Origin of the sequence: Flocculibacter collagenilyticus (assembly GCF_016469335.1) — a bacterium.
In the GTDB taxonomy this organism is placed as follows: Bacteria; Pseudomonadota; Gammaproteobacteria; order Enterobacterales; family Alteromonadaceae; genus Flocculibacter; species Flocculibacter collagenilyticus.
This window is the reverse complement of record NZ_CP059888.1, coordinates 1956175-1972358: the sequence shown is the minus strand read 5'-3', so window position 1 is coordinate 1972358 and position 16184 is coordinate 1956175. Positions and strand designations below refer to the sequence as shown.

Sequence of the window (16184 nt, the reverse complement as noted above, 5' to 3'; positions counted from 1 at the left end):
ATGAATAGTATTAACCCAACTCGAAAAATGGCCGACTTAGAGTCGTATGAAAAAGCGCGTTTATTTTGCCCAGCCCCCAAACAAACATTTTTTAATCGTTTTTTTGAAGCAGTAATTGATAACACCTTTAGATATCGGTTTACAGGACTGTGCATTACACCGAGAGTATTTGGCACTCTAAGAGATGCCACTACAGATGATTACTTACTGCAAAAGCTTACACCATACGAACAGCAGCCAGAACGCTACATGGTATTAAAGTGCGGCCAAAATGCATGGCGCATGTTGTATTTTGGCCCTCCATTTGTGTGGGGGGGGAGCTACATTTTTGACTATTCTCTTTACATTGTATTGGCTTCCCTTTGGAAAGGAGCCTTTTCCTTGGTGGCTGCCCATTTCAACCATGATTTGGAATATTGCTTGGATGAACCTAATTCCTATTTTTTCGCTACTTGAACGCCCGCAATTTATGTTCTTTGATCGTGTAAACCAAGTGGTAGGTATGACCAAGAGGGTGGCAAATGCCGAATGTAATGACAGAGACGAATATGGCAACCCTATTTTTGATTGGGATGATATTCGTTGCGACATAGACAGAAAAATGACTACGCCCACCGCTGTTGCTTTTATGCCAGAAATTTATCACCGTGAGCGACAAAAATATAAGTGGTTTAAATCAATCGGCGTAGTACACGAATCAAGCGGTAGCGTAACACCAAGCGTACGATTTTGGGAGCGCTACGTGCGTTTTATGGATAAAACTAAGCCATTGCCTGACGTGCCAGAGTTTGAAGTATGCCGCCATTTATGTCCCGTTACCGCAGAGTTTGATAAACAAAATCAGCGACCTGAACGCTACTGGCGCGACATGGGGTTTGATCAACAAATGCAGATTGAAGAAGAACTAGATGATGAATGCAGTACATTTGACTTACTGGCAGAGCCACCTAAAGAAGACATTACAAGACCGTGGGAACGCTGGACTATTGATGACGCACTAAAAGACAGAATGACGTTTAAAGAAAAGTGCAGGCGTATCATGTATCAGCTTTGTTTTGGTGTGCGCTAAGTTAATTAATAAGTGATGAGTAACATTAATCGAACACGTGAAATATTTGACCTAATTGCCCAGATAAGATTTTTTGAGAATATCTAACATAGCAAATACAGTGAGCTTGATATGACAACCATTAGATTTATTGCATTTGTGGGAATTATACTCCTGCCATTTTTCATCTACATGTTCTATAACTTTAAGTGGAAAACCACTCAAGTGCTTAGTAGCCATGTTAGAAAACTGCTGAATAAGCAGGATGGCCCTTTTAAACTTCTCATTAGTGTTCATAACCGAAATTTTGTTGATGTTAGCTTGCAAGGTCAGTTAGAGCATTATAAAAATATGCACTTCTGCACTATTCAACTATCTTTGTACGATATAACACATCCAACTAAAACCTTACCTATATGCGGTTACTCTTGTAACAAGCGCCAAGAAGGCGGAATACAATTCAGCACAAAGAAAAGCTACTTACTTTCAAATGTAATTGATAAATTAGACGCTACGAAAGGTTTAAACGTTTTTAGGTTTGAAAAAATTGATATCGTTCCACCTGAAAGTGGCATGCGAAAGGTGCTGTTTGTTGTAGAACTCACATTTAGAAATAAAGCTCAACATGTTAAGCACCGTGCACACATAGCAACCACACAGATTATTAATTTAAAGTATCGCTATTATCAAAGAGATGGGCTATTAAGTCAGCTCGGTGATTTTGGCAGCGAAATAGATATTAACTTTATAAAAGGGAGCATAAGATAAGTATGTCGCAATTAGAGACTTATGAGCTTTTAATTTATGCCTTTCTTTTTACTAATGTCCTCTACTGTGTGTTGTATTTTCTGAAAATAAAAAATTATATTTATGGCCAAAGCCCAGAGTTCAGGTCAAATTATATACCGCTAAGAATGCGCACTATTATCGATGAAGGGATGTGTAAAGTACTATTTAAAGGTAATTTAAAGTTTGTGAGTGATGAGTATGAAATAAAAGTTACAGTAGACGACACTTCATCAGCAGCAAAATCTTCTATCTTACCAACTAGCTCAGCAGCCAGTTTAAAAAACAATGATAGGTTTTGCTATGAGTTTTCATTATCGAGCCCAGAATCCATAGGTGGGGAGATTTCCTACGAAACTTGGACAAACGTTGCATCCTTCCCTTTTAATGAGCTGATGCAAACCAAGGATAATCTAAGCGTACTGACATTTAATGTTCTGTTTCTAGCTAAAAATCAAAGAGTAGCAAGAAGAAAAAAAAGGCTGAAGATATTTGAATTAAATTATGAAATAGCAACTGATTGGAAAAAGTTTATATCACTTTAGGGTATTTTAGTTTCATTAGATGAGTTGTGTAAGAGTAAAATTGAAGTGGTAAGTCAAGCGAAAGACACAGCAGTATTATGGCAGGCTGTAGGAGTATGTAATGGAATATGATGAATTGTTACAGAGAAATGCTGATAGAGGCTTGTGCTACCGATATATGCCAGAAAACCCTATACCTAAAAAGACACGGTTTAACAGGTTCTTTCAAATACAGCCACTATTTCATGATTTTTTTAAAAGGGAGCAAATTAATGCTGGTAGCAATGGCATTAATATTTCTAACTTTATTTTAGCCAAGTCGTCTTTTAAAAATAGATACATGGAATGGGCAGCGTTGAAGAACACAGCCAGATTTCTGGTGATAGACCACGAGGATGTTAAAGATATAGCTCGCTTAAAAGTATTTGCTACTATTGGTGACCTTCTATTTTTACTTCTTCACTTTGTTGGTGGTATTGGCACAATAATGTGGGTTTCCCTGTTGTTAATGTCATTAGGTGACTCAGAGCAGTTATTACAAAGCTTCATTATTTTTTTAGTCACTATTAGTTGGAATTTTTGTTGGATTAATGTGCATACTTGGTATCAGGTTCTTAAGAAACCAAATTGCATGTATTTTGATAGAAAAAACCAAACGGTTTCTATGCATGGTTTAACAAAATATATTGATAAGTATGAAAGATATAGTGATGTAACTTGTGATGAGTTTGGCAATGTTTGTTTTAAATGGGAGGATGTAGTTTGCACATATAGCAAAGTTACTTTCCATCGTCGACGAGCAAACTCAGTTACAGAAACCTATATCCCGACTATACGGCACAAATCATTTGGTGAATTCCCTGAATTTAGCCTTCGTTATTACTCAGAGTTTTACTCATCTACAGGTACGTTTTGCGCATTATTTTGGGAGCGCATCATACGCTTTATGGATATATCTAAACCTTTGCCTGAATCTCCCGAGTTTGAAGTTTACCGTCATACATGCCCTGTAACAGCAGAGCACGATATTTTGAATAATCGTCCTCTAAATTACTGGCATCGCATAAGTAGAAAGAGCCAAGCTGCGATGGAAAAGATTATCGCCAATGAGCTTTATATATTCGACTTCAGTAAAAAAAATGTACAAACAGAGATTGATAAGCCATGGATAGACATACCAGTTGAAAAAGCGGCTTCTGATAAACCCACAGGCTATCAAAGTAGCAAGTTAATTTTAAGACAGCTTACTTTGGGGTATTGAGGAAAGGCTTACAAATGGAAGTAGTAGTATTTTTTGCAGTGTTCATATGGTTGCTTTTTGCATATTGGTGGTCTACTTCAAATATTCAAGCGGTTGGATACAGCAAGAAGCTTGCAGAAAGTATGTCAAAAAATGATTTTTTTGTAACTACAGAAGTTGATTCTAACAGCATTAAGCTATTCGTATACGGTGACTTTGATAAAGTAGAAGGTGAAATCCGCTACCTAGTAACCGTGAGTGCTGAAGATGTTACTTGTGAACTTGAGTCAAGCAACATGCTTGGCGTACATCATCACATGAGACTGCAAGATAAATTACCTTTTTTTATTAAAGCAGTATGTTCGGCGACATCATTACAGCAAAGCGCAGCTACATTAAAAGACTTTAAATTACTTGAAATAAATCAAAGTGATATGATTCCGCCATTAGGCGGATGTCGTGAGGTGTTGTTTGTGGTGAATTTATATTTGTCTGAAGGCGAGCTAACCATAGAAAGCCATGATTCAAGCGAGAAATTAACAGGATGTGGTAGAGCCATTGTTCATTACGAACACTCTGGTTATAAGCACAATAGGAAAGTCATAGTAAAAAACCATCTTGGCGATGACATTGAGTTAGAAATAAGCAACTAGATGATGAATTAAAGGAAGTTTTGTGGAGTATGGATATAGCACTTTTTATAGCCGTTATTGGTTGCCTACTTCTAATTGTTAAAATGATACTTTCTTATGAGAGCGTTGACGATTACATATCCATTGGTACATATGGAATGAAATACGAGCCTGTAAAAATGAGAGTTCGACGTGTTTCAGTGCATGAATATAAACTAGAGCTTTTAGGTGGTTTTTCTGTAAGCTCGGGTGGTTATATGATAAAGCTAGACCTGTACGATATGACAGACTGTAAAGTTATTAAAAATGCTACTAACAGTTATAAACAACACAAAAAAAGGAAGAAAATCCCTGAATTTGAAAGCCAGTTTATTATAAATGACAATTCCATTCATCATGACGTTTTTTATTTTAAAATGTGGACGCCTGTTCATACTTTCAGTCTTTCTAGTGTAGAGCTATGTAATAGTGAGGAGAATAAACGGCTGCTTTTAAAAGCCACATTTAATCAAAAAATTATTCTTAATGCTCAAGGTGTTAGTAAAAATAAGAAAAAATCCAAGAGGAATAAAAATAACAATAAACGTAAAGAGATAGTGCGTGCTAATTATGTATTAGAGCATAGTTTTTTATATGAATCTAAACCAACCAATAAGGCGGCATAATCTCACTGGTTTGCAGACATTTAGTTATTAGGGGAGGATTATGATTGTCTCAAACAAAAAGCAAATGTTTGCAATGGGTGATTAGGTGCGTGATCAACAATACTGAGTTTCAAGTGAAACGAGTTTGAAAACTATTTTCTCTAATAAATCATTTACTAAGCTTGCCAATTCTAGTTTTTTCTTTTTGCTGTTAGCGTAATAAATTGTCGTAACCTACACTTTAAAATACACCGACATAAGGAAAGTATTATGCAGTATGGCCGTCAGTTTTTCTTGCTTAGCGTGATAGTTACCATTAATGGTGTTTGGTCTTTGTCAGTTTATGCTGAGGAAAATAAAACACTTTTTACTATTAGCCCTGTTTGGCATAGTCACTATGTTTCAGAGGGACGTGATAACTTGCCTGATAGTCGGTTTCAGTCTTTGCATGCGCTTGGAAAGTGGAATGACCTTGCTGCAGGTGTTTGGTATGGCAATGGTATGGGCAATCCGTACCGTGAAGTAAACGTTTATTTAGAGCATGGTTTCTCTTATTCTTCATTTGAGGGTTATATAGGTTATAACCATATAAAATTGCATGATACTGATGAATCGGATAATGAAATTTATGCGGGTTTAACAGTGTCTCCTACCTCGAGTATTAATTTAGCATTAGATTACACCTACTCAACAGAAGCGGATGGCGGCTTTGCAGAATTACGTGTGGATACTGAAAAGGTATTAGCTGATGGCCAAGTATTAATTACCCCTTATATTGCTGAAGGGTTTGATTTTGGTTATGCGTCTGAGTCTTATGACGGCGTGAATAATTTAAAAGCCGGTGTGGAAATGGTGTTCAAAGTTAATCCCAATGTAGAATTTATTGGCTCTATTAATCATTCAAAAGCGCATAAAGATGTTGAAAGAGAAGAGCATGATGATCAGTCTTGGATTACATTTGGCCTATCTTTAAGCTTTTAACTATTGGTTTCATTATCAGTTTTCAATAGTTACTTAGTCACTCCAACTATGCGTTAATTTCAACGACGTTGTTTCATTTTTCGTTAAGTTAAATACCTCTCTTATATTTGCCTAATGGTATTTTAACTGTTCTGTAAACGATTCTTTGATCTAAAACTGTGCTTCACTGGTTAAATATTGTGCAATCTCAGGTAATTGCACTATTCTTAAATTCAGATAGATGACCCCCTTTAAATATGAAAATGATTTGCGAAGATTTATCACGATAAACCTAACGTAAAATGATGGGATCATTGCCTATATCAAATTAACCAACTCATTGATTTTAAAGGTATGAAATATGGGTGTTATTTCAACTAAGATAAACGACGACACAGTAAAAAATGCGCCACCGTCTATTCATCGCATCTCTGATATTGAAATTCAAGGGTTTCATGTCAGATTAGGAAAATGGAAAGCGAATAGACAAAGGGAGGGCGATTATTATTTACATTGCTCGTCAGATATCGTTAATGGTGCAGAACGAAATATAAAGATAAGCCCAATTGATGCCATTTCTGCAGACGAAGCAAGAAGCTTAGCAAAATCCCTCATTAGCCAACTTACAAAAAACAGCGTAGATAAAAATAACCATTCAAATGGCCAAATCGAGCCAAACTTTATTCAAGATAAACCTGCTGAAGACAATGATCCTATTGTTTATATTACGCAAGCTAATCAATTGATTAAGCGCTATATAGACCATCTATCTGGCATTAAATCTAAGGATGCTAGCGATACTATTCGCACGTTGATTATTGATATTATTCCTAAATTAAAAGGGGTGTCTATAGCAGAGCTTAATGCTAGTTTTCTTTTAGAACGATGTATTGACCCCATAGTAACCAGAGACTGTAAACAACATGCAGGTGTCGTTTTTTTAGTGTTAAAACAGATGTTAGATTTTTCTGTGAATGAGGGGGTATTGTCGTTTAATCCCTTAAACAGAATTAGACGAGAAGACATTACGGGAATAACGTCTCCGGATAAACGCTATTTGAATGCGCAAGAGTTAGATACTGTGTTCTCTACGTTAAAGAAATTAAAGGTTACTCCGCAAGTGACCACGGCGTTGGAAATTTTATTACTAACGGGCTTACGCTTAAATCAGCTGTGTGCAAGTAAGTGGCAACATGTAAATCAAAAAAGCGGTATTTGGATTTTTCCTAATCAAACAATTAGCTTTTTAAATGTAAATAGCGATGATCATTACGTATGTTTGAATGAAGCTATTATTCAACGATTAAACACATTGAAAGCATTAGCACAAAATATTGATAGCCCATTTATTCTGCCGTCGTTAACGACAAAAAAATCTGATCCTCGTTCAATATCAATTGATAAACGCAGCGTGACACGCAGTATCGCTAGAAATCTAGATAATTTTGGTATTGATAAATTTACGCCTAATGACTTTAGAGAAACCATGAAGGTGCATTTAATTGGCATGGGCGTAAATGCTATTTTGATAGAACAAATGCTAGACAGAAAATTGCCTGTAAATTTACGAGGCTATTGTGGCATTGCCGACAAGCAAGCAAGGCTAGACGCACAAAATTTATGGGCTGATTACTTAACTAAAGTTATCGGTGCTTGGCAATAACAGCATGTAGCTAGGGTAATACGCTAATTGGTTTAGTAAGTTGTTTGTTGTAACCGTACATCGCATCGAAGTTGGGTATGTTGTTTTCCCATATGGGTTTATCTTTTCCGATGTATTCTTTTACTGCATCAAAAAATAGCCGTGTTCTTACCGGTAAATCTCTGTGCGGATACACTGCGTATAGCCCACTGTATTCTTTTAAGTGAACATGCGTAAGGATTGGCTTTAGTTGTCCACTTTTCACTTCGTCCGCAACAATAAAGGCAGGTGCAGTGAAAAATGTGGTGCCAGACAAGGTTTTCATCATTAGTACTTCAGCATCGTTCGCACGATACACGCTTTTTATTGCTTGTTGTGCAAGGATCCCGCTTTTATTAATGTAATCAATTGACTCAACACGTAGTGCACTGCTTGAATAACTGGCGGCGGGTAGGGCGCCCAGCTCTTCAATGGTTGTTGGCTCTCCGTACGTATCAAGATATTCTGGCGAGGCTAAAATAAGCAAGCGATTGCGCGCAATTTTCCTGGCAATAAGTGATGAATCTTTTGGTTCACCCACTCTAAAAGCCACATCCACCCCTTCAGCAACAATGTCTACTAGTCTATCTTCCAACAACAACTCTATTTCTACCTGAGGAAAGCGTTTTTGAAAATCGTTGATAACAGGCTGAATATAGCGCTTGCCAATGATGGTAGATGAAGCAATTTTCAATAGCCCCTTTGGCTCTAAGTGATAATTCTCAGCTACTCGAAATGTATCGTTAAGCAATGCTCTTAGCGCTTTAGCCTGTTTAACCATTTCCGCCCCCGCGGCTGTAATAGAAAACGATCGGGTTGTGCGGTTTAGTAATCGCACACCTAGTTCGTCTTCAAGTCGTGTTATTTGTTTTGATATGACAGAGCGGTCTATGTGGCGTAACGACGCAGCTTTAGCAAATGAGCCTTGTTCAACTACTTCCAAAAACATGATTAATCGGCTGGTTGTATCCAAAATATTTCCTAGAGATGGCTTACTAAAAGTGTAGTTGATTTTTTAATTGGTGCCATTTTGGCATTAATGAATTTATAAATCGATGCTTTTTTATCGGTTAATTGTCTCCTAAGATCTATTCATATTTTTACAAGGAGAGCGAACATGACTAAGCCGCTTATTACATCATTATTAAACGTAGCAGTTACCTTTGCTGCTATTACAGTACTCGTTGCGTGTAGCGAAGCACCAACAGATACACCAAAAGCTCAAGCACCTCTGCAACCTGTGGATGTTGCATCAGTTTCATTTCAGCCTGTTCAAAACTGGCATACTTACACTTCAAGGCTAGAGTCACCCCAAGACGTTCAATTAAAGCCTAGGGTGTCTGGAGTGATAGAGTCAATCGAATTTAAAGAAGGCGATGTAGTTAACGAAGGCGATTTACTGGTTAAGTTAGATGCTCGTCAATTTAAGGCTCACGTAGATACCTTAAAAGCACAGATTAAAAGCGCCGAAGCGGCCTTAGCGCAAGCAACCAGTGAAGCACAACGTGCAACGCGGTTAAAGGCCAGAAATGCGATATCAGCAGAACAAACAGAATCGCGTGCATCAACCGCTCAGCAGAAAGAAGCGCAATTAACCGCATTAAAAGCACAATTGAAAGCTGCTCAACTTGATCTTGAGTTTACCGAAATTCGATCGCCAATTAACGGTGTTATTTCTCGTGCAGAAATCACCAAAGGCAATAACGTGACTGCGGGACAAAGTGTTTTAACTTCAATTGTGTCAAACGAAGCAATGTATGCCTATTTTGACATCGATGAGCGCACTTGGAATCAATCATTCAGCGACATTACCAACAACACTAAACAGCCTGTGGTGATGCAATTAACAGGTAACGATGCCTTCTCTCATCAAGGCTACATCGACTTTATTGATAATGTGATTAATGAAAATACAGGCACTTTGCGAGTACGTGCAGTATTTAATAATAAGCCTGACTCTCAACAGCGTGCGTTACGTTCAGGCGCATTTGCACGTATTAAGGTTGCAACAAATAAAGTGAAACAGTTAATTGTTGTGCCAGATCGCGCCATTGGTACAGATTTGAAAAACAGATTTGTGCTTACGGTAAGTAAAGACAATGTATTGCAATACAAACTTGTTGAGCTTGGCGAGCGTTATGGCCATTTGCGTGCGATTAATAAAGGATTAAATGAAGGTGACATTATTGCCGTAAATGGTCCTGCACGGGTTGGCCCAGGTATGCCAATAGCGCCTAACAAAGTTGATATTGATTACACAAACGTTGCTTTTACGCTTGAACAGCAGCTATCTAATATGCCGCGTTTGGCTGCGAAAGATTAAGTTGCCATTAATCAGGTTCATAAGGAATTAAGATGAAATTTTCCCACTTTTTTATTGAGCGGCCAATTTTTGCAGCTGTACTGTCGCTCATCATATTTATTGGCGGCAGTATTTCACTGTTTCAATTGCCCGTAAGTGAATACCCGGAAGTTGTTCCGCCGACGGTGGTTGTTACCGCAACCTATCCGGGCGCCAACCCAAAGGTCATAGCAGAAACGGTGGCAACGCCATTAGAGCAAGAGATTAACGGCACAGAAAACATGTTGTATATGTCTTCTCAAGCGACGAGTGATGGAAGAATGACGTTAACCGTTACTTTCTCGCTTGGTACAGACTTAGATCGTGCCCAAGTACAAGTACAAAATAGAGTGAACAGTGCGTTACCGCGTTTACCGCAAGAAGTGCAACGATTAGGTGTGGTTGCAGAAAAGGCGTCACCAGACTTAGCAATGGTCGTTCACTTATATTCGCCAGAAAAAACACATGATACGGCTTATCTTTCAAACTATGCAGATTTATACGTTAAAGACCAGATTGCACGCCTAAGTGGTGTAGGAGACGTACAACTATTTGGTGGCGGTAAATACTCTATGCGTGTGTGGTTAAACCCCGATGCGTTAGCAGCCCGTGACTTAACCGCAATGGATGTGGTAACCGCACTGCGCCAGCAAAACCAACAAGTTGCAGCGGGTAGTTTAGGTGCACAACCTTCACCTAATTCAAACCAATTTCAAATATTGCTAAACGTTAAAGGCCGTTTATCTACTATAGAAGAATTTGAACGTGTAGTGATCAAAGTTGGTGATAATGGTGCTGTAATCCGTTTAAATGAAGTTGCCCGCCTTGAACTTGGTCAAAATAACTACTCGTTACGTGCGATGCTAGACGGACAGCCCGCTTTGGCAATGCCAATCTTCCAGCGCCCAGGTTCAAATGCAATTGAGTTGTCTGACCAAGTGCGTGAGACCATGGCTCGCTTATCTGAGTCGTTTCCTGAAGGAGTGAAGTACGATATTGTTTATGACCCTACCGTATTTGTTCGCGGATCAATTGATGCAGTAATTACTACATTACTGGAAGCAATTGCGCTGGTTGTTATTGTGGTTGTGTTGTTTCTTCAAACATGGCGCGCCTCAATTATTCCATTAATTGCGGTGCCTGTGTCGCTAGTTGGCACATTTGCTGTGATGCAGTGGATAGGTGTGTCAATTAATACGCTGTCATTATTTGGCCTTGTTTTAGCTATCGGTATTGTTGTAGATGATGCAATTGTAGTTGTTGAAAACGTAGAGCGGAATATTGAACGTGGGCTTACACCACTTGAGGCGACGCGTGTAGCAATGAACGAAGTAACAGGGCCAATTATTGCGATAGCATTGGTACTGTGTGCCGTATTTATTCCTACCGCTTTTATTACAGGATTATCGGGCCAGTTTTATAAGCAATTTGCTTTAACGATTACGATATCAACCATTATCTCGGCAATTAACTCGTTAACATTATCGCCTGCATTATCAGCGCTACTACTGAAGTCTCATAGTGACAAGCCTGATCGGTTAACTCGTTTACTCAATGCTTTATTTGGTGGTTGGTTATTTAAGCCGTTTAATCGATTATTTGATAAAAGCGCGAAAGGCTACGAGCGCGTCGTTAAAAAGCTTGTGCGCATGAGTTTAGTGGTGGGCGTTATTTATCTAGTCTTAGTTAGCTCAACGGTTAAATTATTTGAAACCGTTCCGGGCGGATTTATTCCAGCTCAAGACAAACAGTACCTGATTGCAATTGCGCAATTACCTGACGCGGCAAGTTTAGACAGAACAGAAGCAGTTATTAAAGAAATGGAGAAAATCGCACTGTCTGTGCCAGGTGTTAAGCACTCTGTTTCTTTCCCAGGTTTGTCAGTTAATGGTTTCACCATGAGCCCGAACAGCGGTATCGTTTTTACACCGTTAGAAGACTTTAATAAACGTTCTGATCCAAGTCAGTCAGCAATGGCGATTGCAGGCGAACTAAACAAACGTTTTGCAGCTATTGACGAAGCGTTCGTCGCTGTATTTCCACCTCCACCGATTCAGGGGTTAGGTACAACGGGAGGCTTTAAATTACAACTTGAAGACAGAGCGAATTTAGGATTTGAAACTTTGTTTAATACACTTCAAGGCGTGATTGGCAAAGCGTATCAAGATCCTGCTTTAACGGGTATTTACTCAAGTTTTAGAATTCAAGTACCACAAATGGATATTGATATTGACCGTGAACAAGCGTTAATACAAGGCGTGCCCTTGTCAGAAGTATTTAATGCGTTACAAGTTTACTTAGGTTCGATGTATGTAAATGACTTCAATCTATTTGGCAGAACTTATCAAGTTAATGCGCAAGCAGATGCGGACTACCGTTTAGACCCGGCACAAATCCTTAACCTAAAAGTACGCAATCGCAACGGAGATATGGTGCCGTTAGGTGCAGTGCTTAAAGTAACACCAACTACAGGCCCCGATCGTGTGATGCACTATAACGGTTACCCAAGTGCAGAGCTTAATGGTGCTCCTGCCTTTGGTTATAGTTCAAGCCAAGCGCAAGTGGCTATCGAAAAAATCCTTGCTGATAATTTACCTAAAGGGATTGAGTACGAATGGACTGAAGTAACTTATCAGCAGCAGCTGGCAGGCAACACTATGGTTTATGTATTTCCATTAGTTGTATTGTTGGTTTTTCTAGTGCTTGCAGCGCAATATGAAAGCCTGCGTTTACCATTAGCGATTATTTTGATTGTGCCGATGACTATTTTCTCTGCTTTAGTGGGAGTGTGGCTAGTGGGTGGTGACAATAATATCTTTACGCAAATTGCGTTAATTGTATTAGTGGCCTTGGCGTCGAAAAATGCCATCTTAATGGTCGAATTTGCCAAAGAGCAGCATGAGCATGGCCTATCACAATTAGATGCCATTATTAAAGCATGCAGAATGCGTTTGCGCCCTATATTGATGACTTCAATTGCTTTTACTGCGGGTGTTGTGCCACTCGTATTAGCAAGTGGTGCCGGTGCAGAAACTCGCCATGCAATGGGGACCGCAGTATTTGCAGGCATGGTAGGCGTTACCGTATTTGGTTTGTTATTTACGCCTGTGTTTTACATGGCCGTTACGCGCGATAAACGGACTAAAGACGCTGATGTCGATGCGACGAGTGCAGCCAGTGAAGAGTTAAATAATGAAGCTATCGCTAGTAACATCAATAAGCAGTCAGCATAGGTGGTCGCAATGAAAACATTTTTTAGCTCTAAGACAAAAATTCAGGCAAAAAACTTCACGTTATTAGCTGCCACTATGATGGTTACGCTAACAGGTTGTGCTAGTAATAATGACTATTTAAAACAGTCTGACAATTTAAATACATATATAGCAAGCGCTACCATTGCAGATGAGCTTAAAGGCGTAAGTGAAGTAAATTGGTGGCAGCAATTAAATGACACCACATTAAATGCATTGGTTGAAGAGGCGCTTACTCAAAACAATGCGCTTATAGCCTCGGGCAAGCGCCTTCAAGCGGCATACCGACAATTAGGTTACGAGCAACATCAGTACTTACCACAAGGTGGCGCTTTAGTAGCTAGTACTAAAGAGTCTGTCGACAATGTTCAAACCGAGTCAGCAAAAGCTGGCTTGGGCTTGAGCTGGCAGTTAGACTTATTTGGTCGCATAGATGAGTTAATTAGCGCAGCTAACGCGAATGCATTAGCACAAGCAGAGCTGCAACGTTCGCTGTATGTTGAAATAGTCTCTGGTGTTGTACAAAGCTATTTAAACTGGCATGGCAGTAATGAAAAACATCGAATTATTGCTATGCAAATTAGCGCACTTGAAGAAAGTATTGAGGTATTAAAAATTCGGGTTGAAGAAGGGTATAGCTCTTCGTTAGATTTAAATCGTGCTTATGCTCAACTTAATCAACAACAAGCGTTGTTACCGTTAGTAGAGCAAGCTAGATTTAATAACCAAGCTGCGTTAGCGGTACTAACAGGACGCACAGCTAGCGATATAAATATTCCAGATACTAAAACAGTTGCAGATGAACTACGTACACTCAGCCAGTATGCTAAAAAACAATTTACCATTGATAAATTACGTGTTGAATTAGCAAGCCCTTCACTTGCTATTGCAAAGCGCCCAGACATTAGCCAAGCGCTCTACCAATTAGCTAAAGAGCAGGCGTTAAGTGATTCTGCGCGGGCCGCGCTTTTTCCCTCTATTAACTTAACTGCTTTTGCGGGCGTGCTAAGTGTTGATAGCGCTGGGCTAAGTAATACCGTTAATCATTGGCAAATTAAGCCGCAAGTTGAATGGTCTTTACTTAGCTATCCAGCATTAATGGCGCAATTAGACACGCAATTATTGTTTACTGAAGCGGCATATGCAGATTATAAGCAAGCGGTGTTAGAAGCGATTGCAGATAGTGAGCGATCATTAAATCGTTTACTTACGCAAACTCAACAACATCAATTTGCAACCAAAAGATTTGAATATGCAAATCGTGCATTTGAACAAGCAACAGCAATGTATGAGGAAGGACAAGTACCTTATCTAACGTTGCTTGATGCAAGACAGGATGTTTTAATAGCACAACAAAATGCGGTTGACTCTACGGTTGCGTCTTTAATTTCGCGTGTTGAGGCGTTTAAAGCCTTTAACGGTCAGTGGAGCCATGCGTTAACTCTATTACAATCAAATGGTGCATAAGGCGGTAATATGCAAACATACCTTGTCGATTCTGATATTCCAACCACCATGCGTGCTATTGGTATCACTGAGCCTAGTGCAGATATCGAATTAGTGGATCTTATCTTAGATGTACCTCCACTTAACGAAGGTGAGGTGTTAGTAAAAGTTGAGTCGGTTGGGCTAAGCCCAGTAGATGCAAAATTTGTTAAGTCTGGTTTTTGTCAGTGGCAATATCCACATGTTATTGGATTGGATGCTGTTGGTGTAGTGGTTAAGTCTGGCAAGGGTATGTTTCCAAGTTGCGGTCAGCGCGTGATGTGGCACGCCAATTTAGCAGGGCAAGGGGCGCTGTCGGAATATGCGGTGGTGCCAAATTATGCCGTGTCTCTGGTGCCTGATAATGTTACCTCGGATGCAGCTGCGTCATTACCTTGTGCAGGCATGCCAGCATTGATTGCACTTGAAAAACTGCAATTACAAGAAGGTGAATCAATTTTAATTGAAGCAGGCGCGGGTGCAATAGGGCAGTTAGCCATTCAGTTTGCCAAGCAACGGGGTGCAATTGTTTTTACTACCGCTTCAAAGTCCAATCATAAATATTTAAAACAGCTTGGTGCAGATGCCGTTTTTGATTATAACGATCCAAAGCTTGTAGATAACATTCGCAAAGAAGTTGGGCCACAAGGATTTGATACCATATTAGATTCAATTTGCGGTGAAACCACAAACCGTAACATAGCGCTATTACGATTTTGCGGCCGAATTGCATGTTTAAACCCATTACCTGCGTTGGATAATGATCTACTGTTTTGCAAAGCACCTAATTTAAGCATTGTATCTCTAGGTGGTGCATGGCTTGGTAATAGTTTATGTGCTCAACAAAAAATGAGTTTTATGGGCAACTTGCTTTTAGAAGGTGTGAGTAACGAAACGTTAAAGCTTCCTAAGCTATTTCCAGTTAGCTTTAATGCAGCGGCAGTGTCTAGTGCATTGCGCAACCAATTAGCGGGTGGAATTGTTGGTAAGCAAATAGTGAATGTTACTGCTTCAAGCCAATAAGGGTGTAGTTACCTTTAACGTTTAATGTAATATTTACGGGTTGTCTTGATGTGTTTTTCCAATACCAACCATGGGAGCCCGCGAAAGGTGCTGTAAAACTGCCTTTCATTTGATTTGAAGTAGTAATCGCGTAACTTTCAAAGTAGCCCGTTGTGTCACCTTCAGGCTCACCATGTAGATCAAAGTACAATGGTTCGCCATCCGTCACCCATTCATACTCCATTTTTTGATACTGTTTCATGTAAAACTTGTACTCTATTCCGCGGTCAGCGGGTACTTCTACGGTAATGGAATCGGTTAGCACAGTCGCATTTTCATTAATAGTATGCTCATTGTTATTTTGCACCGTATCACTTTTTGCCGGGGAGTGGGGTGTGTTTGCTAATGCTGTTAAACCCAACAGCTTGCCAATGCCTGTGGGATCAATATTGTATTCTGCTGGAAGAATAATAGTAACTAACGCACAGATGGCTATCACTAATGATATAACTGTAGACTTAATTAATGATGCAGTGGATAGGGTTTCTGGCATTGGTCACTCTCTAAAATAAATAATTAACTGAAAACGG

Annotated in this window: 15 protein-coding genes; 13 read left to right on the top strand and 2 right to left on the bottom strand. The window is 39.4% G+C overall.

The genetic code is table 11. The annotated features are described in order from the left end of the window. The 9 genes from HUU81_RS08760 (at window position 1) to HUU81_RS08720 (ending at window position 7497) form a co-directional block, all read left to right on the top strand. Complete coding sequence (locus HUU81_RS08760; RefSeq protein WP_199611908.1) at window positions 1–456, top strand: hypothetical protein; 456 nt, start codon at window positions 1–3, stop codon at window positions 454–456. Next, on the top strand, window positions 425–1069 hold the full coding sequence (locus HUU81_RS08755) for a hypothetical protein (protein ID WP_199611907.1): 645 nt from the start codon (window positions 425–427) through the stop codon (window positions 1067–1069). The genes HUU81_RS08760 and HUU81_RS08755 overlap by 32 nt, the downstream gene beginning before the upstream one ends. A gap of 111 nt (window positions 1070–1180) precedes the next feature. Continuing rightward, window positions 1181–1816 (top strand): hypothetical protein, encoded by a 636-nt coding sequence (locus HUU81_RS08750; RefSeq protein WP_199611906.1) that lies wholly within the window; start codon window positions 1181–1183, stop codon window positions 1814–1816. A gap of 2 nt (window positions 1817–1818) precedes the next feature. Further along, window positions 1819–2379 (top strand): hypothetical protein, encoded by a 561-nt coding sequence (locus HUU81_RS08745; RefSeq protein ID WP_199611905.1) that lies wholly within the window; start codon window positions 1819–1821, stop codon window positions 2377–2379. Window positions 2380–2479: 100 nt separating this feature from the next. Then, on the top strand, window positions 2480–3619 hold the full coding sequence (locus tag HUU81_RS08740) for a hypothetical protein (protein WP_199611904.1): 1140 nt from the start codon (window positions 2480–2482) through the stop codon (window positions 3617–3619). A gap of 14 nt (window positions 3620–3633) precedes the next feature. Further along, the gene (locus HUU81_RS08735) at window positions 3634–4251 is read left to right on the top strand and encodes a hypothetical protein (RefSeq protein ID WP_199611903.1); all 618 of its coding nucleotides are present in this window, start codon (window positions 3634–3636) and stop codon (window positions 4249–4251) included. Window positions 4252–4280: 29 nt separating this feature from the next. Beyond that, the gene (locus HUU81_RS08730) at window positions 4281–4895 is read left to right on the top strand and encodes a hypothetical protein (RefSeq protein ID WP_199611902.1); all 615 of its coding nucleotides are present in this window, start codon (window positions 4281–4283) and stop codon (window positions 4893–4895) included. Between the two features lie 249 nt (window positions 4896–5144). Next, window positions 5145–5855 carry a hypothetical protein gene (locus HUU81_RS08725; RefSeq protein WP_199611901.1) on the top strand — a complete coding sequence of 237 codons (711 nt, stop codon included), beginning with the start codon at window positions 5145–5147 and terminating at the stop codon, window positions 5853–5855. 340 nt (window positions 5856–6195) lie between these two features. Next, window positions 6196–7497, top strand: a complete 1302-nt coding sequence (locus tag HUU81_RS08720; protein WP_199611900.1) for a tyrosine-type recombinase/integrase — start codon at window positions 6196–6198, stop codon at window positions 7495–7497. A 10-nt stretch (window positions 7498–7507) separates the two neighbouring features. On the opposite strand, the gene HUU81_RS08715 is transcribed toward HUU81_RS08720, so the two are convergent. Then, on the bottom strand, window positions 7508–8488 hold the full coding sequence (locus HUU81_RS08715) for a LysR family transcriptional regulator (protein WP_199611899.1): 981 nt from the start codon (window positions 8486–8488) through the stop codon (window positions 7508–7510). 144 nt (window positions 8489–8632) lie between these two features. Between HUU81_RS08715 and HUU81_RS08710 the strand changes: the two genes are divergently transcribed. Genes HUU81_RS08710 through HUU81_RS08695 form a run of 4 tightly spaced genes read left to right on the top strand, consistent with a single transcriptional unit; the run spans window position 8633 to window position 15615 of the window. After that, window positions 8633–9838: an efflux RND transporter periplasmic adaptor subunit gene (locus HUU81_RS08710; RefSeq protein ID WP_199611898.1), complete on the top strand. Its 1206-nt coding sequence runs from the start codon at window positions 8633–8635 to the stop codon at window positions 9836–9838. A 32-nt stretch (window positions 9839–9870) separates the two neighbouring features. After that, a complete protein-coding gene (locus HUU81_RS08705; protein ID WP_199611897.1) occupies window positions 9871–13089 on the top strand; it encodes an efflux RND transporter permease subunit in 3219 nt (1072 codons plus the stop codon). Window positions 13090–13098: 9 nt separating this feature from the next. Next, entirely contained in the window at window positions 13099–14574 is a 1476-nt protein-coding gene (locus HUU81_RS08700) for a TolC family protein (protein ID WP_199611896.1), read from the top strand. A 9-nt stretch (window positions 14575–14583) separates the two neighbouring features. Continuing rightward, complete coding sequence (locus tag HUU81_RS08695; protein ID WP_199611895.1) at window positions 14584–15615, top strand: zinc-binding dehydrogenase; 1032 nt, start codon at window positions 14584–14586, stop codon at window positions 15613–15615. Here HUU81_RS08695 and HUU81_RS08690 read toward each other — a convergent pair. Next, window positions 15596–16147, bottom strand: coding sequence for a hypothetical protein (locus HUU81_RS08690; RefSeq protein ID WP_199611894.1), 552 nt, complete (start codon window positions 16145–16147; stop codon window positions 15596–15598). The genes HUU81_RS08695 and HUU81_RS08690 overlap by 20 nt on opposite strands. Window positions 16148–16184 lie beyond the last annotated feature (37 nt).

Coding starts and splice junctions, on each gene's coding strand:
- HUU81_RS08760 (WP_199611908.1), top strand. CDS start 1: ATGAATAGTATTAACCCAACTCGAAAAATGGCCGACTTAGAGTCGTAT.
- HUU81_RS08755 (WP_199611907.1), top strand. CDS start 425: ATGAACCTAATTCCTATTTTTTCGCTACTTGAACGCCCGCAATTTATG.
- HUU81_RS08750 (WP_199611906.1), top strand. CDS start 1,181: ATGACAACCATTAGATTTATTGCATTTGTGGGAATTATACTCCTGCCA.
- HUU81_RS08745 (WP_199611905.1), top strand. CDS start 1,819: ATGTCGCAATTAGAGACTTATGAGCTTTTAATTTATGCCTTTCTTTTT.
- HUU81_RS08740 (WP_199611904.1), top strand. CDS start 2,480: ATGGAATATGATGAATTGTTACAGAGAAATGCTGATAGAGGCTTGTGC.
- HUU81_RS08735 (WP_199611903.1), top strand. CDS start 3,634: ATGGAAGTAGTAGTATTTTTTGCAGTGTTCATATGGTTGCTTTTTGCA.
- HUU81_RS08730 (WP_199611902.1), top strand. CDS start 4,281: ATGGATATAGCACTTTTTATAGCCGTTATTGGTTGCCTACTTCTAATT.
- HUU81_RS08725 (WP_199611901.1), top strand. CDS start 5,145: ATGCAGTATGGCCGTCAGTTTTTCTTGCTTAGCGTGATAGTTACCATT.
- HUU81_RS08720 (WP_199611900.1), top strand. CDS start 6,196: ATGGGTGTTATTTCAACTAAGATAAACGACGACACAGTAAAAAATGCG.
- HUU81_RS08710 (WP_199611898.1), top strand. CDS start 8,633: ATGACTAAGCCGCTTATTACATCATTATTAAACGTAGCAGTTACCTTT.
- HUU81_RS08705 (WP_199611897.1), top strand. CDS start 9,871: ATGAAATTTTCCCACTTTTTTATTGAGCGGCCAATTTTTGCAGCTGTA.
- HUU81_RS08700 (WP_199611896.1), top strand. CDS start 13,099: ATGAAAACATTTTTTAGCTCTAAGACAAAAATTCAGGCAAAAAACTTC.
- HUU81_RS08695 (WP_199611895.1), top strand. CDS start 14,584: ATGCAAACATACCTTGTCGATTCTGATATTCCAACCACCATGCGTGCT.
- HUU81_RS08690 (WP_199611894.1), bottom strand. CDS start 16,147: ATGCCAGAAACCCTATCCACTGCATCATTAATTAAGTCTACAGTTATA.